Source organism: Streptomyces paromomycinus, assembly GCF_003865155.1.
GTDB classification, from domain to species: Bacteria; Actinomycetota; Actinomycetes; order Streptomycetales; family Streptomycetaceae; genus Streptomyces; species Streptomyces chrestomyceticus.
Genome location: NZ_BHZD01000001.1, coordinates 3199104 through 3219934, shown reverse-complemented (window position 1 = coordinate 3219934; position 20831 = coordinate 3199104). Strand labels below are relative to the sequence as shown.

The 20831-nt window shown below is 73.7% G+C and carries 15 protein-coding genes; 5 read left to right on the top strand and 10 right to left on the bottom strand.

What is annotated here, in order from left to right; genetic code table 11:
• Positions 1–41: 41 nt before the first annotated feature.
• Both OEIGOIKO_RS12970 and OEIGOIKO_RS12965 read right to left on the bottom strand, forming a co-directional pair.
• Positions 42–824 (bottom strand): ABC transporter ATP-binding protein, encoded by a 783-nt coding sequence (locus OEIGOIKO_RS12970; protein WP_125054179.1) that lies wholly within the window; start codon positions 822–824, stop codon positions 42–44.
• Between the two features lie 199 nt (positions 825–1023).
• The gene (locus OEIGOIKO_RS12965; RefSeq protein ID WP_371859018.1) at positions 1024–1737 is read right to left on the bottom strand and encodes a mycothiol-dependent nitroreductase Rv2466c family protein; all 714 of its coding nucleotides are present in this window, start codon (positions 1735–1737) and stop codon (positions 1024–1026) included.
• Positions 1738–2094: 357 nt separating this feature from the next.
• Between OEIGOIKO_RS12965 and OEIGOIKO_RS12960 the strand changes: the two genes are divergently transcribed.
• On the top strand, positions 2095–6057 hold the full coding sequence (locus OEIGOIKO_RS12960; protein ID WP_125054178.1) for an nSTAND1 domain-containing NTPase: 3963 nt from the start codon (positions 2095–2097) through the stop codon (positions 6055–6057).
• Between the two features lie 34 nt (positions 6058–6091).
• Here the strand turns inward: OEIGOIKO_RS12960 and OEIGOIKO_RS12955 are convergent, their stop codons facing one another.
• The 6 genes from OEIGOIKO_RS12955 to OEIGOIKO_RS12930 form a co-directional block, all read right to left on the bottom strand.
• Positions 6092–6799 (bottom strand): S1 family peptidase, encoded by a 708-nt coding sequence (locus OEIGOIKO_RS12955; protein WP_125054177.1) that lies wholly within the window; start codon positions 6797–6799, stop codon positions 6092–6094.
• A gap of 26 nt (positions 6800–6825) precedes the next feature.
• Complete coding sequence (locus tag OEIGOIKO_RS12950; protein WP_371858914.1) at positions 6826–7686, bottom strand: carbohydrate ABC transporter permease; 861 nt, start codon at positions 7684–7686, stop codon at positions 6826–6828.
• A complete protein-coding gene (locus OEIGOIKO_RS12945; RefSeq protein WP_125054176.1) occupies positions 7683–8600 on the bottom strand; it encodes a carbohydrate ABC transporter permease in 918 nt (305 codons plus the stop codon). The genes OEIGOIKO_RS12950 and OEIGOIKO_RS12945 overlap by 4 nt, the downstream gene beginning before the upstream one ends.
• Positions 8597–9943 (bottom strand): extracellular solute-binding protein, encoded by a 1347-nt coding sequence (locus OEIGOIKO_RS12940; RefSeq protein ID WP_246177325.1) that lies wholly within the window; start codon positions 9941–9943, stop codon positions 8597–8599. Before OEIGOIKO_RS12940 ends, OEIGOIKO_RS12945 begins: the two co-directional genes overlap by 4 nt.
• 81 nt (positions 9944–10024) lie before the next feature.
• The gene (locus OEIGOIKO_RS12935; protein WP_125054174.1) at positions 10025–10723 is read right to left on the bottom strand and encodes a response regulator; all 699 of its coding nucleotides are present in this window, start codon (positions 10721–10723) and stop codon (positions 10025–10027) included.
• Positions 10720–12426: a sensor histidine kinase gene (locus OEIGOIKO_RS12930; RefSeq protein WP_125054173.1), complete on the bottom strand. Its 1707-nt coding sequence runs from the start codon at positions 12424–12426 to the stop codon at positions 10720–10722. The genes OEIGOIKO_RS12935 and OEIGOIKO_RS12930 overlap by 4 nt, the downstream gene beginning before the upstream one ends.
• Positions 12427–12608: 182 nt before the next feature.
• On the opposite strand from OEIGOIKO_RS12930, the gene OEIGOIKO_RS12925 reads away from it, so the two are divergent.
• Positions 12609–14021 (top strand): cation:dicarboxylate symporter family transporter, encoded by a 1413-nt coding sequence (locus OEIGOIKO_RS12925; RefSeq protein WP_125054172.1) that lies wholly within the window; start codon positions 12609–12611, stop codon positions 14019–14021.
• A gap of 79 nt (positions 14022–14100) precedes the next feature.
• Here OEIGOIKO_RS12925 and OEIGOIKO_RS12920 read toward each other — a convergent pair whose 3' ends face one another.
• Positions 14101–14766: a TetR/AcrR family transcriptional regulator gene (locus tag OEIGOIKO_RS12920; RefSeq protein WP_125054171.1), complete on the bottom strand. Its 666-nt coding sequence runs from the start codon at positions 14764–14766 to the stop codon at positions 14101–14103.
• Between the two features lie 172 nt (positions 14767–14938).
• On the opposite strand from OEIGOIKO_RS12920, the gene OEIGOIKO_RS12915 reads away from it, so the two are divergent.
• The 3 genes from OEIGOIKO_RS12915 (at position 14939) to OEIGOIKO_RS12905 (ending at position 18452) form a co-directional block, all read left to right on the top strand.
• Positions 14939–16648, top strand: coding sequence for an MFS transporter (locus tag OEIGOIKO_RS12915; protein ID WP_371858913.1), 1710 nt, complete (start codon positions 14939–14941; stop codon positions 16646–16648).
• 143 nt (positions 16649–16791) lie between these two features.
• A complete protein-coding gene (locus OEIGOIKO_RS12910; protein ID WP_125054169.1) occupies positions 16792–17211 on the top strand; it encodes a DUF4259 domain-containing protein in 420 nt (139 codons plus the stop codon).
• 176 nt (positions 17212–17387) lie between these two features.
• Entirely contained in the window at positions 17388–18452 is a 1065-nt protein-coding gene (locus OEIGOIKO_RS12905) for an aldo/keto reductase (protein ID WP_125054168.1), read from the top strand.
• A 45-nt stretch (positions 18453–18497) separates the two neighbouring features.
• On the opposite strand, the gene glgB is transcribed toward OEIGOIKO_RS12905, so the two are convergent.
• Entirely contained in the window at positions 18498–20693 is a 2196-nt protein-coding gene (gene glgB, locus OEIGOIKO_RS12900; protein WP_125054167.1) for a 1,4-alpha-glucan branching enzyme, read from the bottom strand.
• Positions 20694–20831 lie beyond the last annotated feature (138 nt).

Below are 20831 nucleotides of genomic sequence, written 5' to 3'. Positions count from 1 at the left end.
GTGGTGGTGTCAGTCCTGGGGTGAGGTGTCGGCGGCGGGCGTCAGCTCGTACGGTTCTTGGCGTCGAACAGCCGCATCCGGTCCAGGACGGCGTCGGCGGTCGGCTCGTACAGCTCCTCGACGATGCGGCCGTCGGCCAGGAAGATCACCCGGTCCGCGTAGGCGGCGGCGACCGGGTCGTGGGTGACCATGACGACGGTCTGCTGCATCGCCCGTACGGAATTGCGCAGGAAGCCGAGCACCTCGGCGCCGGAGCGGGAGTCGAGGTTGCCGGTCGGCTCGTCGGCGAAGATGATCTCGGGCTGGGAGGCGAGCGCGCGGGCCACCGCGACGCGCTGCTGCTGGCCGCCGGAGAGCTGCGCGGGCCGGTGCTTGAGCCGCCCGGACAGGCCGACCGTCGAGACGATGCGGTCCAGCCAGTCCCGGTCGGCCTTGCGGCCCGCGATGTCCATCGGCAGCGTGATGTTCTCCAGCGCGGTCAGCGTCGGCAGCAGGTTGAACGCCTGGAAGATGAAGCCGATCTTGTCGCGGCGCAGCTGGGTGAGCTTCTTGTCGTTCAGACCGGTCAGCTCGGTGTCCCCGATCAGGGCCGAGCCGGACGATATGGAGTCCAGGCCCGCCATGCAGTGCATCAGGGTGGACTTGCCGGAACCGGACGGACCCATGATCGCGGTGAAGCGTCCGCGGCCGAACTCGACGGACACCTGGTCCAGCGCGACCACCTGGGTCTCACCCTGCCCGTAGACCTTGCTCAGGTCCGTGGCACGGGCGGCGACGGCCGCGGTGGCTCGGGCGGGGGCGGGGAAAGCGGCCGCGTGGGACACGGGTGAACTCCTGGGAAGGGGACGGGCGGGGCCGCCGGGGCGGTCGGGCCCCGGCGGACACCGGTCTCCGCGGGGCCGGAAGGGCCCCGGGAGCCAGGTGTGTGGTGCAGTCCCATTCTTCGCTGTGCGAGGCTCCCGATGCCTCAGCCCGAAGTGGTGAAAGCGGTACCGGCCGGAAGTCCGACCTGGGCGGGGGGTGTCATCCCGTGGGGGGACGGACGTCCGACTTGTGGCCGATACAAGGAGAGGCCCCGGCGGCCGGTTCGGGCCCGAGATCCGGTGCGGCGGCGGCCGGGCGGCGCAGCTCGTGGAAGCCCGGTACGGAAGCCAGTTTCAGGACACCGTCCCACAGCCGCCCCGCCGCCTCTCCCCGGGGAGCGGGAGAGACCACCGGCCCGAAGAAGGCCACCCCGTCCACCGCGACGACCGGCGTGCCGACATCCGTGCCGACCAGGGCGACGGCGCGCGCGTGCGAGGCCCGGACCACCGCGTCGTACTCCGTGGTCCACGCCGCCGCGGCCACCTCGCGCGGCAGTCCCGCGTCCGACAGCGCGCGCTCGATCCCGTCCCACTCACCCCGGTGGTGCAGCCGGACGCCGAGCGCCCGGTAGAAGCGGCCCAGCGCCTCGTGCCCGTACCGCCGCTCCACCGCCGCACAGGCCCGCACCGGCGCCCACAGGTACGCGCCCCACTCGCCGTCCGGGTCCTCGGGGTTGTTCTCCCGGCCCTCGTTGAGCACTTGGAGACTCATCAGCCGCAGACGTATCCCGACCGGGCGGACCCGGGTCACCTCCTGGAGCCACTGCGCGGCGATCCAGGTGTACGGGCAGACCGGGTCGAACCAGAAGTCCGCCGTGACCCCGGAGCCGCAGGCCGCCGTCCACGTCACCGCTTCTGCCGCCCCGCTTGCCACCCTGTCCACCGCGCCCTCCCCGCCGTAGGGACCGGACGCGGCCGGCCACCGCCGGTGCGCGCCCAGAACGTCCCCAGGATGCCATCGGGGAACGTCGCCCGCCCGGCTCTCGCCCGGGCTCCGGGCAGCCGGTCCCGTGACGCCTTCCTCCGTACCGATTCCGTATGCCCGGCGCGCCGGGGGTGCTTGCGGCGCGAGGACGCACGGTACTCGCACCACCCCCGTCTGCCCCCCGACGGCGCCGGAGACAACGACTGTGCAACGCCGCCGAGTTGTCCGAAAGTGCAGCTCGCCCGGGACAAACAAGTCGGACAATGGGAGATCGGGCCGCGGGGGCGGCCCCGGCGCAGGAAGAGGGTGGCGGGGATCGCAGGGGGAGGGCAGCACAAGCCCCGGCTGGGACGGCCCGAACGGCCGGTGGATCCGCAGGCCGGGCCGGTGGAGCGGCTGGCCTGGGAACTCCGCCGACTGCGGCAGCGGGCCGGGACGCCGAGCTACCGCACGCTCGCCAAGACCGCGCACTATTCGGCCAGCACTCTGGCGGAGGCGGCCAAGGGCGAGCGGCTGCCGACTCTGGACGTCGTCCTGGCCTACGCCCAGGCGTGCGGCGGGGAGCGTGCCGAGTGGGAGGCACGGTGGCGGGCGGCCGCCGGGGCCGGCGGCGGCGAACCGGTCACGGCCCGGTGCCCGTACCCGGGGCTGGCCGCCTTCGAGGCGGCCAACGCCCCCGAGTACTTCGGCCGGGCGACCCTCACCAAGGAACTGTCCGGGCGCGTCGAGCAGCACGCGCTCACCGTGGTCTTCGGCGCCTCCGGAAGCGGCAAGTCCTCCCTGCTGCGCGCCGGACTGCTGCCGCATCTCGGCGCCCACTGGCACCCCGTACTGCTGACCCCGGGAGCGCGGCCGCTCTCCGCCCTGGCGGCGGCGGTGGCCCGCCTGGTGGCGGAACCCGGCCCGCCGGGCGGCGGTGGCCCGGCCGCCGACACGGTCCCCGTGGCGGGGGAGGCGGCCGAGGCGGTGGGGGCTGCGGGGAAGGAGGGGGCCGGGGAAGGTGCGGGGGAGGGCGAGGACGGCGGGGGCACGGACGAGCAGGCGCGTACGGACGACCGCCCCACTCCCGTCCCTGAAACCCCTGCCCCTGAACCCTCTGCCCCTGAAGTCCCTGCCCCCGAATCCCCTCCCCCCGAAGACCCCGCCACCCCCCTCCGCCGCAGCCTGGACGACGACCCCGCCGCGCTCGACCTGGCCCTGCGCACCTGGCTCGCCGCGCGGCCGGACAGCGCCCGCGCGCTGCTGGTCGTCGACCAGTTCGAGGAGGTCTTCACGCTCTGCGCCGACGAGGCCGAGCGCACCGCCTTCCTCGGCGCGGTGGCCGACCTGGCCCGTTCCGACGACCGGCGGATCCGGCTGGCCGTCGGCATCCGGGCCGACTTCTACGCGCGCTGTTTCGTCCACCCGGGGCTGGTCGCCGTGCTGCGGACGGCCGCCCAGCTGCCCGTCGGGCCGCCCAGCCGCGCCGAGCTGCGGGACATCATCGCCGAGCCCGCCGTCCGGTCCGGCGTCCAGGTGGACGCCGACCTGGTGGAGGCGGTGCTCGCCGAGGCGGCCGGCCAGCCGGGCGCGCTGCCGCTGGTCGGGCACGCGATGCGGGAGGCGTGGCAGCGGCGGAGCGGCGACACCCTGCGGCTGGCCGACTACCGCGCCACCGGCGGGATGCGCGGCGCCGTCGCGCAGACCGCCGAGCGGATGTACGAGGAGGCCGCGCCCCGGCAGCGGGACGTGATGCGGGCGGTGTTCCTGCGGCTGACCGCACTCGGCGAGGGGACGGAGGACACCCGGCGCCGGCTGGCCCGCCGCGAACTGGACGGTCTGGCCGAACCGCAGGAGATCGACGGGCTGCTGCGCAAGCTGGCCGCCGCCCGGCTGGTGGTGCTGTCCGACGGGAAGGTCGAGGTCGCCCACGAGGCCGTGATCCGGGCCTGGCCCCGGCTGCGGCACTGGCTCGACGAGGACCGGGAGGCGCTGCGGACCCACCGCAGGCTCACCGCCGCCGCCGAGGCCTGGCACGAACTGGGCCGGGACGCGGGCGCCTTGTACCGGGGCGCGCAACTGGCCGGCGCGCAGGCCTGGGAGCGGGTGCACGGCGCCGCGCTCAACGCCCTGGAACGGGACTTCCTGCGCAGCGCCACCGGCGCCGACCGGCGGCGGGGCCGCCGCGCCCGCTGGCTCACCGCCTCGCTCGGTGCCCTGCTCGTGCTCGCCCTGATCGCGGCGGGCATCGCCTTCGAGCAGCGGGCGGACGCCGAGGCGCAGCGCCGGATCGCGGTGTCCCGGCAGTACGCGGCCGAGGCCGCCGAGCTGCGCCGGGAGCAGCCGCAGGCGGCGGCGCTGACCGCGCTGTACGGCTACCGCCAGGCGCCGACGGTCGAGGCGCGGGGCAGTCTGCTCAGCGCCTACGGCGCCTTCCGCGCCAACCAGTTCACCGGCCACACCGGCGTCGTGACGGCCGTGGCCTACAGCCCGGACGGCCGCACCCTGGCCACCGGCTCGGTGGACCGTACGGTCAAGCTGTGGGACACCGCCACCGACCGGCTGCGCGGCACCTTCATCGGCCACATCGGCCCGGTCTACGCGCTCGCCTTCAGCCCGGACGGCCGCTACCTGGCCACCGCCGGGGACGACACCACCGTACGGCTGTGGGACGTCGCGAACCGCCGCCTGCTCGGCGTGCTGGACGGCCCCTCGGGACGGGTGATGTCGCTGTCCTTCTCCCGGGACAGCCGCACCCTCGCGTCCGGCAGCACGGGCGACACGGTCCGGCTGTGGGACGTCGCCTCGCGGCGTCCGGCCGCCGATCTGACCGGGCACAAGGGCAATGTGACGGCGGTGTCCTTCTCGCCGGACGGGAAGGTCCTGGCGTCGGCCGGTGACGACCGTACGGTCCGGCTGTGGGACGCGCGCACCCACCGGCCGCTGGCCACGCTCACCGGACACGTCCAGCCGGTGTTCGCGCTGGCCTTCAGCCCGGACGGGCGCAGCCTCGCCAGCGGGGGCGGGGACCGCACGGTGCGGCTGTGGGACGTCGCCGGGCGGCGCCGGACGGGCGAACTCACCGGTACGGCCGACCGGGTCACCGCCCTGGCCTGGTCGCCGGGCCGCCGTACCCTCGCCGTGGGCAGCTACGACGGCATCGTGCGGCTGTGGGACGTCAGCGCCCGGCACGCGCGGGAGAAGTTCACGGCGCGCGTGGAGTCGGCGAGCGCGCTGTCCTACGCGCCGGGCGGCAACGCCCTGGCCGCGCCCGCGGACGACGACACCGGCACGGTCCGGCTGTGGCGCATCGCCGGCCAGGGCCGGGAGCGGCTCGGCGGCCGGCAGGGCGGGATCACCTCGGTCGCGGTGTCCCCGGACGGCCGGACCATCGCCGCCGCGGGCAGTGAGCTGTCGCTGTGGTCGGCCGACCGGCCGCGGCCGCTGCGGTCGCTCGACGCACCGCCCGGGATGATCACCAGTCTGGTGTTCTCGCCGGCGGGCGACGTCTTCGCGTCCGTGCACGCCGACCGTACGGTCCGGCTGTGGGACGTGCGCTCGGGCCGGCTGCTCGCCGCGCTGCGCGGGCACACCAACACCGTACGGGAGGTGGCCTTCTCGAAGGACGGCAAGCGGCTGGCCAGCGTCGGGGACGACCGCCAGCTCATGCTGTGGGACGTGGCGGGCCACCGGCGCAAGGCCGTGCGCCAGCTCTCCGGCAGCGGCTCCACCGTCACCTTCGCACCGGACGGCAGGACCCTGGCGGTCACCGAGAACGCCCACAACCGGGGCGTCGTACGGCTGTGGGACGCGGTCACCCTCGACGAGGCCGCCCGGTTCACCGGCCGTTCCTACCCGGTCTTCGCCGCCGCCTTCGCCGACGACGGCAAGACCTTGGCCACCTCCGGCACGGACCACGACATCCTGCTGTGGGACGTGCCGGGGCGCCGCCTGGCCGCCACCCTGCGCGGCCACTCCAGCAGCGTCGCCTCGCTGGCGTTCAGCCCGGACAGCCGCTCTCTGGCCTCGGGCGGGGACGACGACACCGTACGCCTGTGGGACGTGGCCGCCCGCAGTACGACGGCCGTGCTGTCCGGGCACACCGGCAGCGTGCTGTCCCTGTCGTACTGGCCCAACGGCCGCTCGCTGGTCAGCGGCAGTGCGGACGGCACGGTGCGGGAGTGGTCCGTCGACGCCGGGGAGACGGCCAGGAACATCTGCCGGCTGAGCCGGCAGGGCCACTGGGCGCAGACGGCGCGGGGCGTGCCGGCCGACTGGTACTGCCGGTGAACCGCCGGGTCCGCGCCCGCGGGCGCGGACCGCGTCAGTGCAGGGTGAGGCCGAACGTCTGGAGCACCGGGACGACCGGCTGGAGGTAGGTGGTGCCGCCGGAGGCGCAGTTGCCGCTGCCGCCCACCGCGAGGCCGACGGCGGTGCTGCCGGAGACGGCGGGGCGGCCCGCTCCCGCACCCGGCTCGGTGCAGGCCGAGGTGCGGACGAGCCCGGACACGGTGCCCTCCGGGTAGTTCACGGTGGCGTTCACGGCGTCCACCCGCCCGCAGTGCTGACCGGCCGTGGAGCCGGGCAGGCACACCGACTGGCCGACGACGGGCCGGGCGGCGCCGGTGACGTCGAGGTACCGGCCGCCGCCGAGGTCGACCTCGCCGGGGGAGGAGACGGCCGGGTTGGTGTAGCGGACGAGGGCGTAGTCCTCGCCCGGGAAGCGCACGGCCTCGGTGACGCCGACGTGGACGGTACGGGCCGCGTCGGCGTACCAGTCCTGGGCGCCGCCCACGCACCGGCCCTCCATGATCGCGTAGTAGCGGCCGCCCTTGGTGGCGTTGAAGCCGACGGTGCAGCGGCCGGACGCGCTGTACAGGACGTTGCCGCCGCGGACCGCCGTCGCGGCGGCCGTACGGGGCGGGCCGGAGTCCGGGGCGGCACCGGCCGGCGGCGCGCCGGTCAGGACGGCCGACGCGGCGGTGGCCAGGGCGGCCAGGCAGCGGAGTACTGCGGTGGGTCTCGGTCTCACGGATCCTCCTCCGTAAAGGGGGTGCGTCAGCCTTTCACCGCGCCGCCCAGCGTGAACCCGCCGCCCAGCCGGCGCGAGATCAGCACGTACAGCAGGACGACCGGCGTCGAGTACAGGATCGAGAACGCCGCCAGCTGGCCGAAGGCGATGGCGCCGTAGTTGCCGAAGAAGGTGAAGATGCTGACGGAGGCGGGCAGTTGCTCGGGGGACAGGAGCAGCAGGAACGGCACGAAGAAGTTGCCCCACATGATGGCGAAGGTGTAGACCGTCACGACCGTGACGCCCGGCCCCATCAGCGGCAGGATCACCCGCCACAGCGTCTGGAACCAGGACGCGCCGTCGGTCCAGGCGGCCTCTTCCAGGGCTCTCGGGATGCCGTCCATGAAGTTCTTCATCAGCCAGACGGCGAACGGGAGCTGGGAGGCGGCGAGGAACAGCGCGGTGCCGTACACCGTGTCGATCAGGTCGACCTGGACGAACAGCGCGTACACCGGCACCATGACCGCGGTGATGGGCAGGCAGGTGGCGAACAGGACGGTCAGCAGGTACGGGCGGCTGAACCGGGAGCGGTAGCGGGACAGCGGATAGGCCGCCAGCGCCGCGCAGGCGACCGTCAGGACGGTGGCGCTGCCGCACAGCACCAGGCTGTTGCGCATCGGCGTGAAGGTGATCTCGTCCGTCAGGACCGCCGAGAAGTTCTCCAGCGACGGCGTCCCCGGCACGCGGACCCGCAGCGTCGCCTCGGTGTCCAGCGAGGAGAGCACCAGCCAGGCGAGCGGTACGGCGAAGGCGGCGGTCACGGCGAGCAGCGCCGCGTCGGCGGCGAGGCGGCGCCGGGTGCGGCGGGTCAGCAGGGGCCTGGTGCGGGAGGCGGGCAACCGCGTCACACCTCCTCGCGCAGCAGACGCAGGTAGACGACGGAGAAGAGGGCGCCCACCACGAGCAGCAGCAGGGCGACGGCGGTGCCGTACCCGATCAGCGACTTCAGGAACGCCTGGTCGTACATGAACACCGGCAGCGTCTGGCTGCGGCTGCCGGGCCCGCCACGGGTCATGGCCCAGATCAGCCCGAAGACGGAGAGGGTCTGGAGGGTGTTGAGCATCAGGTTGGTGCCGATGGAGCGGCGGATCATCGGCAGCGTCACATGCCACAGCCGCTGCCGGCCGCTCGCCCCGTCCACCTCGGCGGACTCGGTGACCTCCTGGGGGATCCCGGAGAGCGCGGCCGAGTAGATCAGCATCGAGAAGGCCGTGCCGCGCCAGACGTTGGCGAACGACACGGCCAGGATCGGCAGCGTGAACAGCCAGTTCTGGGACGGCAGGTGCAGCCAGTCCAGGATCGCGTTGAGCGTGCCGCGCCGCTCGAAGAACGTGTACAGCAGAAAGCCCGCGACGATCTCCGGCAGCACCCAGGCGGTGATGACGACCGCGCCGGTGAGCGTGCGGACGGCACGGGAGGCGCGCTGCATCAGGGCGGCGAGCGCCAGGCCGAGGGTGTTCTGGCCCAGGATCGACGAGACCAGGGTGAAGACCAGCGTCAGGACGACGGCGTTGAGGAAGGCGGGGTCGCCGAAGGCGTGCCGAAAGTTGTCCAGACCCACGAAGGAGGCGGACTCCTGGCCGGTCAGCTGCATGTCGGTGAAGGCGATGTAGACGCAGTAGCCGATGGGCCCGGCGAGGAAGAGCAGCAGCAGGAGGGTCGCGGGGGCGAGCGGCGACCAGCGCAGCAGGGCCGTACGGCGGGGCCGTGCGCCGCGGCCCGCCGTGCCGTACGCGGTGGTCGTGGTGGCGGCGCGGCTCATGGCTTGGCGACGACCTGTCCGTCCACGACGGACCTCAGCTGCTCGTCGTAGTCCGCGGCCCCCTTCCGCGGCGTCGCGTCACCGGAGGTGACCGCCTCCATCGCCTCGCCGATCGCCGCCGACACCTTGGGGTAGACGGGCAGCGCCGGACGGTAGTGGCTGACCTTCACCAGGTCGGTGAAGAAGTCGATGCCCGGGATGGATTTCAGGTACGCGGGGTCCGCCGCCACGTCCTTGCGTACGGCGATCTGGGCGCCGCGCACACACCACTCCAGCGCGTTGTGCCGCGTCTGGAACGTCTCGATCAGCTTCCAGGCCAGATCGGGCTGTTGCGCCTGGCGCGGTACGGACCAGGTCCAGCCGCCCGCCAGGCTGACCCGGCCGGGCGCCGCGCCGCCCTGGGTGGGGAACGCCGTCCGGCCCAGCACCGACGGCCACTCGGGCCACGGCTTGCCGCCGCCCTTCGGCTGCCACTGCTGGCCCAGCCACGAGCCGTCCAGGTTGATCGCGAGCTTCTCCTCGGGCATCAGCTCGGTGGCGACATTGGTCTGGATGTTGGGGCTCAGCGCGTCGGACACGTCGGGGCCGAGCTTCTCCGCGTACACGGTGCGGATGAACTCCAGGCTGTCCCGGAAGCCCTTGCTCCCGGTGACCCACTTCTTCGCCGCCGGGTCGTAGAGCGGGTCCGTGCCGGTGCCGTACAGCAGCATCTCGAAGCCCTGCATCACGGCGGCCTCGCCCGCGCCCTTGCCGGTGTAGACGTTCAGCGGGATGACGCCGGGGACCTCGCGCTTGACGGTGCGGGCCGCGTCCAGCACCTCGTCCCAGGTCTTCGGCCGCCAGTCCTGCGGCAGTCCGGCCTTCTTGAAGATGTTCCTGTTGAACCACAGGCCGCGGGTGTCCGTGCCGTCCGGCACGCCGTACGTCTTGCCGTCCTGTGCCCGCGCGGCGGCCTTCGCGGCCGGTTCGAACTGTTTCCAGTCCGCCCACCCGGCGAGGTGGTCGTCCAGCGGGCGCAGCAGCCCGGCGGTGATGTCCGCGTTGATCAGGAAGGTGTCCTCGTAGACCAGGTCGGGGGCGGTCTTCGGGGAGCGCATCATCTGCTGGATCTTGGCGTAGTAGTCGTTCTCGGACGCCTGGATCGGGATCAGCTTGACCTTCTTGCCCGGGTTGGCCTTCTCGAACGCGCGGGCCACCGTCTCGATGTAGTCGTCCCGGACCTGCACCTTGTTGTTGGTGTCCTTGATGAACGCGACCTCGACGGTGTTCTTGTCGCCTCCCGAGCCACCGCCGCAGGCGGTGAGCGTGCCCGCGGCCAGCACGGCGGCGGTGAGCCAAGTCATCGGAGCGGTGCGGCGCACGGCATGACCTCCAACTAGCCACGGCAGGCTGCCCGGTGACCGTAAGTCAGGGGTAAGGGGAGGTCAATGCCCCATCCAGCGGTACCGCAATTCCGGACGGCCCACCTGACCGTACTGCGGGGCGCGGGCGGCCCGGCCCGTGTCGACGAGATGTTCGAGGTAACGGCGGGCGGTGATACGGGAGATGCCGATCTGCTCGGCGGCCGCGGTGGCGCCGAGGCCGCCGGGGGCGGCCCGCAGCGCGTCGGTCACCAGGCGCAGGGTCGCCGCGGTCAGCCCCTTGGGCAGCGCGGCGGGCTGCGGCGCGCGCAGGGCCGCGAGGGCCCGGTCCACCTCGTCCTGCCCGCTGGCCTCGCCGGCGGCCGCGCGGAAGGCGGCGTACCGCAGCAGCCGGTCGCGCAGGGTGGCGAACGTGAACGGCTTCAGCACGTACTGCACGACGCCGAGCGAGACACCCTCCCGGACGACGGCCAGATCACGCGCCGAGGTGACGGCGATGACGTCGGCGCCGTACCCGGCCGCCCGCAGCGACCGGACGAACGCCAGGCCGTGCCCGTCCGGCAGGAAGAGGTCCAGCAGGATCAGGTCGACGCGGTGCCGGTCCAGGTGCCGCCGGGCCCCGGCGACGGAACGCACCGTCCCGGACACGGCGAACCCCGGCACCCGGCCCACGTACAGGGCGTGGGCGTCCGCCGCCACCGGGTCGTCCTCGACGACGAGCACCCGCAGGGGCGGCGTGTCTTCCGTGTCCGGCCCGGTCATCCGGCGGCGTCCGCCCCGGCGGCGTCCGCCCCGGCCGGAGCCGTCCCGGCCCGCAGCGGCAGGCGGACCGTGAACTCGGCGCCGCCCTCGGGCGCCTCGCCCGCCCGCACCGTCCCGCCGTGCCGCCGCACGGCCTGCCGTACGAGCGCCAGCCCCAGCCCGCGGCCCGCGCCGCCCTTCGTGCTCCATCCCCAGCGGAACACGTCCTCGGCGTCCGCCGCTCCCCGTACGCCGCCGCCGTTGTCCGCCACCCGCAGCAGCAGTTCCCCGCCGTCGGCCAGCGCGGTGACGCGCACCCGGGCGCCCTCCGGCGCCGCCTCGATGGCGTTGTCCAGGAGGTTGCCGAGGACCGTGACCAGGTCGCGCGGCGGCAGGGACGACGGCAGGACACCGTCGTCGATCCGGCTGTCGGCGGTCAGTTCCAGCTCGACGCCGTGCTCGTTGGCCTGGGCGGCCTTGCCGAGGAGGAGGGCGGCGAGGACGGGTTCGGCGACCGCGCCGACGACCTGGTCGGTCAGGGCCTGGGCCAGCTCCAGTTCGGCGGTGGCGAACTCCACGGCCTCGTCCGTACGGCCCAGCTCGACCAGCGAGACGACGGTGTGCAGCCGGTTGGCGGCCTCGTGCGCCTGCGAGCGCAGTGCCCGGGTGACCCCGCGTACGGAGTCCAGCTCGCCGGAGAGCGCCTGGAGTTCGGTGTGGTCGCGCAGGGTGACGACGGTGCCCCGCCGCTCGCCGCCGGAGACCGGCGAGGTGTTGACGACCAGCACCCGGTCGTCGGTGAGGTGCAGTTCGTCGGTGTGCGGGGCGGGGGAGAGGAGGGTCTCGGTGAGGGGCGCGGGCAGGCCGAGAGCGGTGACGGGCCGCCCGACGGGGTCGCCGCGCAGGCCGAGGAGTTCGCGCGCCCCGTCGTTGAGGAGCGCCACCCGCCGCTCCCCGTCCAGCATCAGCAGCCCCTCGCGCACCGCGTGCAGCGCCGCCTCGTGGTAGTCGTGCAGGCGGCCGATCTCGGCGGCGTTCATGCCGTGGGTGTGCCGGCGCAGCCGCGCGTTGACGAGGTACGTGCCCAGCCCGCCCAGTGCGAGCGCCCCGGCCGCGACGCCGGCCAGCGTCAGGACCTCCTGCCGCAGGCCGTCGCTGATCGCCGCGACGGTGATGCCGGAGCTGACCAGGGCGACGACACGGCCGCCGTTCTCCCGGTCCCGCACCGGCATGATCACCCGTACGGACGGGCCGAGCCGCCCCCGGTGCGTCTCGGTGTAGGTCCGGCCCGCCCGCGCCTCCTCGGTGCGGCCCAGGTAGGTGCGGCCGATGGCGGACGGCTCGGGGTGCGTCCACCGCTTGCCCGCCGGGTCCATGACCACGATGAAGTCGACCCCGGCGTCCCGCCGCAGCCGCTCGGTGTACGGCTGGAGCTCCGCGGTGGGATCGGCCGAGCGCACCGCGCGCGCCACCGCCGGCGCGTCGGCGACCGCGGCGGCCACCGCCGTCGTCTGCCGCCGCGCGGTCTCCTCGGCCTGCCGCCCGGCGCTGACGTACGCGAAGGCGGCGTACCCCGCCACCACCACGCCGACCAGCACCACCTGCACGGCGAACAGCTGCCCCGCCAGACTGCGCGGCCACCGGACGCGCGGGCGGCGCGCGCCCGTCACACCAGGTGCTGGGCGCGCGCTGCGCGGCGGATCCCCCCGTCGGGAACGTGGCATGGCCGACAGTCTGCCCGTTCCTTGATGCGTGAACGAAATGCACACAAGGGTGACGGGCGCCACAACGGCGTGCATAGTCACCGGGACTGTTCTGCGTACGGGCCGCGTACCGGCACGACACGGGCCGGATACGGGTTGCAGAGCCGCAGACCGGCGCAGGACCGAAGACCGAGGAGTCAGCCGTGGCCGCACAGACCCCACCGCCCGGGGGGACGACCGAGGAGACCGCACCGCAGCAGAAGCGGGACCGGACGCATTACCTCTACATCGCCGTGATCGTCGCCGTGCTCGCCGGCATCGCCGTGGGCTTCGCGGCCCCCGGCTTCGCCGTCGGGCTGAAGCCGCTGGGCACCGGCTTCGTGAACCTGATCAAGATGATGATCTCGCCGGTGATCTTCTGCACGATCGTGCTGGGCGTCGGCTCGGTCCGCAAGGCCGCCAAGGTCGGCGCGGTCGGCGGGCTGGCACTGGGCTACTTCATGGTGATGTCCACGGTCGCGCTGGCCATCGGCCTGGTGGTCGGCAACATCCTGGAGCCGGGCTCCGGCCTGCACCTGACCGAGTCGCTGCGGCACGCGGGACAGGCCCAGACCAAGGGCGGCGCCGAGTCGACCACGGACTTCCTGCTCGGCATCATCCCGGAGACGCTGGTCTCCGCGCTCACCCACGGTCAGGTGCTCCAGACGCTGCTGGTGGCGCTGCTGGTCGGCTTCGGCCTCCAGGCGATGGGCGCCTCCGGCGAGCCCGTGCTGCGCGGCATCGGGCACGTCCAGCGCCTGGTCTTCCGGGTGCTGTCCATGATCATGTGGGCCGCGCCGGTGGGCGCGTTCGGCGCGATGGCCGCGGTGGTCGGCGCGACCGGCGTGGACGCGCTGAAGTCGCTCGCCGTCATCATGGTCGGCTTCTACGTGACCTGTCTGCTGTTCGTGATCGTCGTCCTCGGCACGCTGCTGCGCCTGATCGCCGGGGTGAACATCTTCGCCCTGCTGAAGTACCTGGGCCGGGAGTTCCTGCTGATCCTGTCCACCTCCTCCTCCGAGTCCGCGCTGCCGCGGCTGATCGCGAAGATGGAGCACCTGGGCGTCAGCAAGCCGGTCGTCGGCATCACCGTGCCGACCGGCTACAGCTTCAACCTGGACGGCACCGCCATCTACCTGACGATGTCCTCGCTGTTCATCGCGGAGGCGATGGGCAGCCCGCTCTCCGTCGGCCAGCAGGTCTCGCTGCTGGTCTTCATGATCATCGCGTCCAAGGGCGCGGCGGGCGTGACGGGCGCCGGCCTGGCGACCCTGGCCGGCGGCCTCCAGTCGCACCGCCCCGAACTGGTCGACGGCGTCGGCCTGATCGTCGGCATCGACCGCTTCATGAGCGAGGCCCGCGCCCTGACCAACTTCGCGGGCAACGCGGTGGCCACCGTCCTGGTCGGCACCTGGACCAAGGAGATCGACAAGTCTCGCGTCGGCGAGGTGCTCGGCGGCCGCCTTCCGTTCGACGAGCGGTCCCTGAGCCCGGACGGACACGGGGCGGACGGCCGCACCGCTGCGGACGTTCCGGAACAGTCGGCGGACGGCACCAAGGAGCCGGCGAAGGTCTGACCGGCCCGGCCGGGCCCCGCGGGTCCGGCATGAGTACGAGCCCCGGCGGCGCTGATCGCAGCGCCGCCGGGGCTCGCTGTCATTCCGCCCGGCCCGTCCCGCCGTCCCCGGCCGCCGGGGGAGCCTCCGCCACCGGCGACGCCTGCGCCTCCCGTACCGCCGCCGCCACCCGCCCGGCCGGTACGCCCGCCGCCGCCAGCACCGTCTCCGCCGCCGCGGGCCCGGCCACCTCGGCGTCCAGGTCACCGTCGTTGACCGCCTGCATCAGCCCGAACAGCATGTGCTCGTGGACGTGCGCGAGTGCGCGCGGGGTGAGCGGTGAGCGGAGCAGGCCCGCCTCCAGACCGCGGGCCAGGATGGTCGTCGCCCGGCTGCGTACGGGCTCCAGGCGGGCCCGGATGCCCGCGTCCGTGACGCTGGACTGGGCGAGTGAGACCAGCAGCCGGTAGCGGTCGGCGCACGCCCAGGTGGCGAGGGTGGCCCGGGCCAGCGCCACGTCGGCGGGCTCGGACGGGTCGGCCGTGCCGTCGGCGAAGGCGGTCGTCACGTCCTCGACGGCGGCGTCCGTCAGCGCGGTGATCAGCGCCTCCCGGCTCGGGAAGTGCCCGTAGACGGTGCGCCGCACCACTCCGGCGGCGCGGGCGATCTGGTCCATGGTCGCGTCCGGGTGCCGCAGCAGTTCGGTCAGCGCGATGTCCATGATCCGGCGGCGGTTGGCGTGGGCCCGGCTGGTGAGTGCGGTCATGGCGCGGCGGCTCCTCGGTCGGCGGACGCGTGCGGTCACGGTCCCGCTCCCGATTCATTTTGCACATGGATGTGCAGGGACGTAAATTGCACACCGCTGTGTAATTGCACGTGGATGTGCAAGTCGTGTGCGGGTACGCGCACGGCACCGAGAACGTTCTTCAGAGTCAGGGGTGAATCGGGTGCCTTCTCCGCAGACCCGGCCGGTCCACGAAACGGACCGGCCCTACACGAAACGCTGGTGGGCGCTGGGCGTGCTGTGCCTGAGCCTGCTGATCATCGTGATGGCGAACACCTCGCTCACCGTCGCGGCCCCCGACATGACCGCCGACCTGGGCCTGAGCAGCTCCGACCTGCAGTGGGTCATCGACGCCTACACCGTCCCGTACGCCGCGCTGATGCTGATGCTCGGCGCCGTCGGCGACAAGTACAGCCGCCGCGGGGCTCTCGTCCTCGGCCTGCTGGTCTTCGCGGGCGGCTCGGTCGCGGGCGCCCTGGTGGACAGCTCCGGCGGCGTCATCGCGGCCCGTGCCGTGATGGGCGTGGGCGCGGCCATGATCATGCCCGCGACGCTGTCCCTGCTGGCCGCCACCTTCCCGCGCCGCGAACGCGCGCTCGCCATCACCATCTGGACCGCGACCGCCGGACTGGCCATCGCCGTCGGCCCGCTCGTCGCCGGCGCGCTGCTGGAGGACCACGGCTGGTCCTCGTCCTTCCTGATCAACGTGCCGGTCGCGGCACTCGGCGTCCTCGGCGCGCTGCTGGTCGTCCCGGCGTCCAAGGCGGGGCACAGCGACCGCCTCGACTACGTCGGCGGCCTGCTGTCCGTGATCTGGGTCGGCTCGCTGATCTACATGCTCATCCAGGGCCCGCACTTCGGCTGGGACGCCCGCGCCGTCGGCGCCGCGGTCGCCGCCGGCGCCGGCCTGGTCCTGTTCGTCGTCTGGGAGCTGCGCCACCCGCGCCCCGTCCTGGACGTACGCCGCTTCGCCCACCGCGGCTTCGCCGGCGCCAACCTCGCCGTCGCCCTCTTCTTCCTCGCGGTCTTCGGCGCGTTCTACTACCTCACCCAGCACCTCCAGTTCGTCCTGGGCTACTCCCCGCTGGACACCGGCATACGGATGCTGCCGCTGGCCGGCGCGGTCTTCGTGGGCGCCGCGCTGACCGGCTTCCTGACGCCGCGGCTGGGCATGAAGGTCACGGTGACCACCGGCATGGTCGGCGGCACCGTCGCCCTCGCCCTGCTCACCCGGGTGGACGCCGGTTCCTCGTACGGTGACTTCCTCGCCCCGCTCATCGTGCTCGGCCTGGCCATCGGCCTGTCCCTGTCGCCGTGCACGGACGCCATCATGGGCGCCTTCCCCGAGGACCAGCTCGGCGTCGGCGGCGCGGTCAACGACACCTCCATCGAACTGGGCGGCTCGCTCGGCATCGCCGTCCTGGGCTCCGTCCTGGCGAGCGCCTACTCCTCCAAGCTGTCCGACGCGGCGGCGTCGGCGGCGGCGCACGGCGGACCGAAGCTGCCCGGCAACGCCCTGTCCACCGCGCAGGACTCGGTGGGCGCCGGACTGGCGGTCGCCAAGGAGGTCGGCAAGCAGGTCGCCCAGGGCGCCGCGCCCAAGGCCGGTCCGGAGAAGGCGCAGGCGCTCGGTCTCCAGCAGGCCCAGGCGGTCGCGGACGCGGTGCGCGGGGCGTTCTCCGACGCGGTGGCGCACACCAGCCTGATCGGCGCGGTCGTGCTCGGCGTGGGGACGGTGCTGGTCGCCGTACTGCTGCCGCGCCGCCGCCGTACGCAGCAGCCGGGCGCCGGTACGGAAGCCCGTCCGGAGGCCGCCCGTGAGCCGGTCGCGGCGGGCAGCGGCGGCGCGTCCACGCGCGACTGAGCCGCAGTCCCTACGTGACGGGGCCGCGCCCGCGCGGCCCCGCACCGCAGCACCGGGTCGATTGTCAGTGGCAGATGCCACGATGCAATCGGCCCGGTGGTGGTTCGGGCGCGTGGGTGGTGACGAGTGAGGGGCGAAGGCCGATGGGGACGTGGGGCATGGGGCTGTTCGACAACGACGGGGCGGCGGATCTGCTGGACGAGCTGGTCGCCATGCCGGAGGACCGGCGGCTCGCCGCCCTGCGGGGCGTGCTGTCCAGCGCCGCCGCCGAACGGGACTATCTCGAAGCGCCGGAAGGCCAGATGGCCGTGGCCGCCGCGGCCCTGATAGCCGCCGCCCGCGCGGACGGCACGGCCCTGGCCGATCCCGTGCACGCCCCCGGCCTGACGGTCCCCGAGCCGCCGCGCAGGCTCGCCGTGCTCGCGGTGCACGCCCTGGACCGGGTGCTCGCGCCGGACTCCGAGCTGGCCGAGCTGTGGGACGAGTCGGACGGCGGCCGGGAGTGGCCGGCTCACCTGGCCCGGCTGCGCGCGGAGCTGACCGGGGACACGGTCCGAGGCTGACCGGAGACCCGGTCCGAGGCTGACCGGCACCCCCGGACCGAGGCCCGTGGCGCGCCCCCGGCCGGGCGTCCGGGGGCGGCCGCGCCACGCCATGCCCGGCCTGCCGTGCGTCCCCCTGGTCCCGCACCTACGGTTGATCGCGGAGCGTCACCCGCACCATCGACCGAGGAGGAACCGTGGAGTACCGCACGCTCGGACGGTCGGGCCTGAAGGTGTCCCGGCTCGTGCTCGGCACTCTCAACGTGGGCGCGCGCGAGCAGTTCGCGCAGATCGGCGGGCTCGGTACGGACGAGGCCCGCCGGCTGTTCGACATCGCGCTGGACGCCGGCGTGAACATGATCGACACCGCGAACATGTACTCCTTCGGCCAGGCCGAGGAGATCACCGGCGAGGCGCTGCGCGGCCGCCGTGACGATGTCCTGCTCGCCTCGAAGGTCCGGATGCAGGTCGGCGACGGACCCAACGAGGGCGGCTCGTCGGCGTACAGCGTCCTGCGTGAGGTCGAGCGCAGCCTGCGCCGCCTCCAGACCGACCACCTGGACCTGCTCTACCTGCACCAGTGGGACGGCCAGACGCCCGTCGAGGAGACCCTGACCGCACTGGACCGGCTGGTCGCCGACGGCAAGGTCCGCTATGTCGGCCTCTCCAACTTCAACGGCTGGCAGATCATGAAGACGCTGTACACGGCGCGGCTGCACGGCCTCACCGCGCCGGTGGCCCAGCAGGTCTACTACACGCCCGAGGCCCGCGAGGCGGAGTACGAGATCCTCCCGGCCGCCCTGGACCAGGGCCTGGGCACGCTGGTCTGGAGCCCGCTGGGGGAGGGGCTGCTCAGCGGCAAGGTCCGGCGCGGGCAGCCGGTGCCGGCCACCACCCGGCAGGGCACCGACTGGCCCGAACCGCACGTGGTCGACAAGGAGCGGGCCTACGACATCATCGAGTGCCTGGCCGGGATCGCCGACGCGCACGGCACCTCGGTCCCGCGGGTCGTGCTCGCCTGGCTGCTCGGCCGCCCCGGCGTCACCGGCCTGGTGATCGGCGCCCGCAACGAGGAGCAGCTGCGCGACGACCTCGCCGCCACCGAGCTGCGGCTGACCGAGGCCGAGACCGCCCGCCTCACCGAACTCTCCCAGCTGCCCGCCTACTACCCGTACTGGCACCGCGTCATGAACGCGACCGACCGCCCGGACCCGGCCGAGGCGCCCTTCCTGGACGGCTGGAAGCGGGCCATGGGCGGCTGAGAGCCGGGGCGCGGGCCGGGGCACCGCCCCGGCCCGCGAGACGCCTCACACCGGCCGCAGCCAGAGCGTCGCCAGCGGCGGCAGCACCGGCGTGATCGACGCCGGCCGCCCGTGCCACGGCACGGACGCGTCCGGCTTCAGCGGATCGGGGTTGCCCACCCCGCTCCCGCCGTAGCGCACCTCGTCCGTGTTCAGGACCTCCCGCCACGCCGCCACGTCCGCCGGCACCCCGACCGGGTACGCGTGCCGCACCACCGGCGAGAAGTTCGAGACCGCCAGCAGCGGGGTGCCGTCCGTGCCGTACCGCAGGAAGGCGAAGACGTTGTCCTCACTGGCGTCGCCGACGATCCAGGAGAAGCCCTCCGGCACGGTGTCCTGCTCCCACAGCGCGGGGGTGTCCGTGTAGCGGCGGTTCAGGTCGCGGACCAGGTCCCGTACGCCCCGGTGGTCGGGCTCGGCGGAGTACGACGGGTCCAGCAGCCACCAGTCGGGTCCGTGCCCCTCCGCCCACTCGGCCCCCTGGGCGAACTCCTGCCCCATGAACAGCAACTGCTTGCCCGGGTGGCTCCACATGAACCCGAGGTACGCCCGCTGGGTGGCCCGCTGCTGCCACCAGTCGCCGGGCATCTTGGAGACCAGCGAGCGCTTGCCGTGCACCACCTCGTCGTGCGAGATCGGCAGGACGTAGTTCTCCGAGTACGCGTACACCATCGAGAACGTCATCTCGTTGTGGTGGTACTTGCGGTGCACCGGCTCCTTGCCGACGTAACCCAGCGAGTCGTGCATCCAGCCCATGTTCCACTTCAGCCCGAAGCCCAGCCCGCCGAATCCGCCGGGCCCCACGTGGTGGGTGGCGCGGGTGACGCCGTCCCAGGCGGTGGACTCCTCGGCGACGGTGACGACGCCGGGGCAGCGCCGGTAGACGGTGGCGTTCATCTCCTGGAGGAAGGCCACCGCGTCCAGGTTCTCCCGCCCGCCGTGCACATTGGGCGTCCACTCGCCGCTCTCGCGGGAGTAGTCGAGGTAGAGCATCGAGGCGACCGCGTCCACCCGCAGTCCGTCGATGTGGAACTCCTCGCACCAGTAGACCGCGTTGGCCACCAGGAAGTTGCGCACCTCGGCCCGGCCGTAGTCGAACTCCAGCGTGCCCCAGTCGGGGTGCGCGGCCCGCGCCGGGTCCTCGTGCTCGTACAGCGGCCGCCCGTCGAACTCCGCCAGCGCCCACGCGTCGCGCGGGAAGTGCGCCGGCACCCAGTCCATCAGCACGCCGATCCCGGCCCGGTGCAGCGCGTCGACCAGGTACTTGAAGTCGTCGGGGGTGCCCATCCGGGCGGTCGGCGCGTAGAAGCCGGTGACCTGGTAGCCCCAGGAGCCGCCGAAGGGGTGCTCGGCGACCGGCATCAGCTCGACGTGGGTGAAGCCCAGGTCCTTGACGTAGGCGGGCAGCTGCTGGGCCAGCTGCCGGTACGTGAGCCCCGGGCGCCAGGAGGCCAGGTGCACCTCGTAGACGGAGAACGGCGCCGCGTGCACCGGGCGCTCGGCCCGCCGCTCCAGCCACGCCGCGTCCTGCCACCGGTGGTGCGAGGTGTGCACGACGGAGGCGTTGGCGGGCGGGCACTCCGTACGGCGGGCCATCGGGTCGGCGCGCAGCGTCTTCGAGCCGTCCGGCCGGGTGATCTCGAACTTGTACAGCTCGCCCTCGCCCAGCCCCGGCAGGAACAGCTCCCACACGCCGGACGAGCCGAGCGAGCGCATCGGGAAGCCGGTGCCGTCCCAGTAGTTGAAGTTGCCGACCACGCGCACGCCCCGGGCGTTCGGCGCCCAGACGGTGAAGCGGGTGCCGGTCACCTCCTGGTGCACCATGGGCATCGCGCCCATCGCCTGCCACAGCTCCTCGTGGCGGCCCTCGCCGAACAGGTGCAGGTCCAGTTCGCCGACGGCGGGCAGGAAGCGGTACGGGTCGTGCACGGTCACGACGTTGTCCTCGTACGAGACCAGCAGTTCGTACTCGGGCACCGCGGACAGCGGCAGCACCCCGCCGAACAGGCCGTCGCCCTCGTCGTGCAGATCGGCCCGCAGCCCCTTGGCGAGCACGGTGACGGCCTTGGCGTACGGCCGCAGCACGCGGAAGAGCACACCGCCGCGCACCGGGTGCGCGCCGAGCAGCCCGTGCGGGTCGTGGTGCGTGCCGCTCAGCAGCCGGCCGCGGTCCTCGTCGCCGAGCGGCGGCGCGGTCCGCACACCGTGGCTGCCGCCGCTGGGCTCCGGGGCGGGGGCGGGGGGCGCGCCGTCGGTCGGCGTGCCGGCGGGCTGCGTACTGCTGGGTTGCGTACTGCTGGGTCGGGTGGTGGCGGTCCGGGAGCCGCCGGGTCGGGCGCT

Coding starts and splice junctions, on each gene's coding strand:
- OEIGOIKO_RS12945 (WP_125054176.1), bottom strand. CDS start 8,600: ATGAGCCGCGCCGCCACCACGACCACCGCGTACGGCACGGCGGGCCGC.
- OEIGOIKO_RS12940 (WP_246177325.1), bottom strand. CDS start 9,943: ATGACTTGGCTCACCGCCGCCGTGCTGGCCGCGGGCACGCTCACCGCC.
- OEIGOIKO_RS12935 (WP_125054174.1), bottom strand. CDS start 10,723: ATGACCGGGCCGGACACGGAAGACACGCCGCCCCTGCGGGTGCTCGTC.
- OEIGOIKO_RS12930 (WP_125054173.1), bottom strand. CDS start 12,426: ATGCCACGTTCCCGACGGGGGGATCCGCCGCGCAGCGCGCGCCCAGCA.
- OEIGOIKO_RS12920 (WP_125054171.1), bottom strand. CDS start 14,766: ATGACCGCACTCACCAGCCGGGCCCACGCCAACCGCCGCCGGATCATG.
- OEIGOIKO_RS12910 (WP_125054169.1), top strand. CDS start 16,792: ATGGGGACGTGGGGCATGGGGCTGTTCGACAACGACGGGGCGGCGGAT.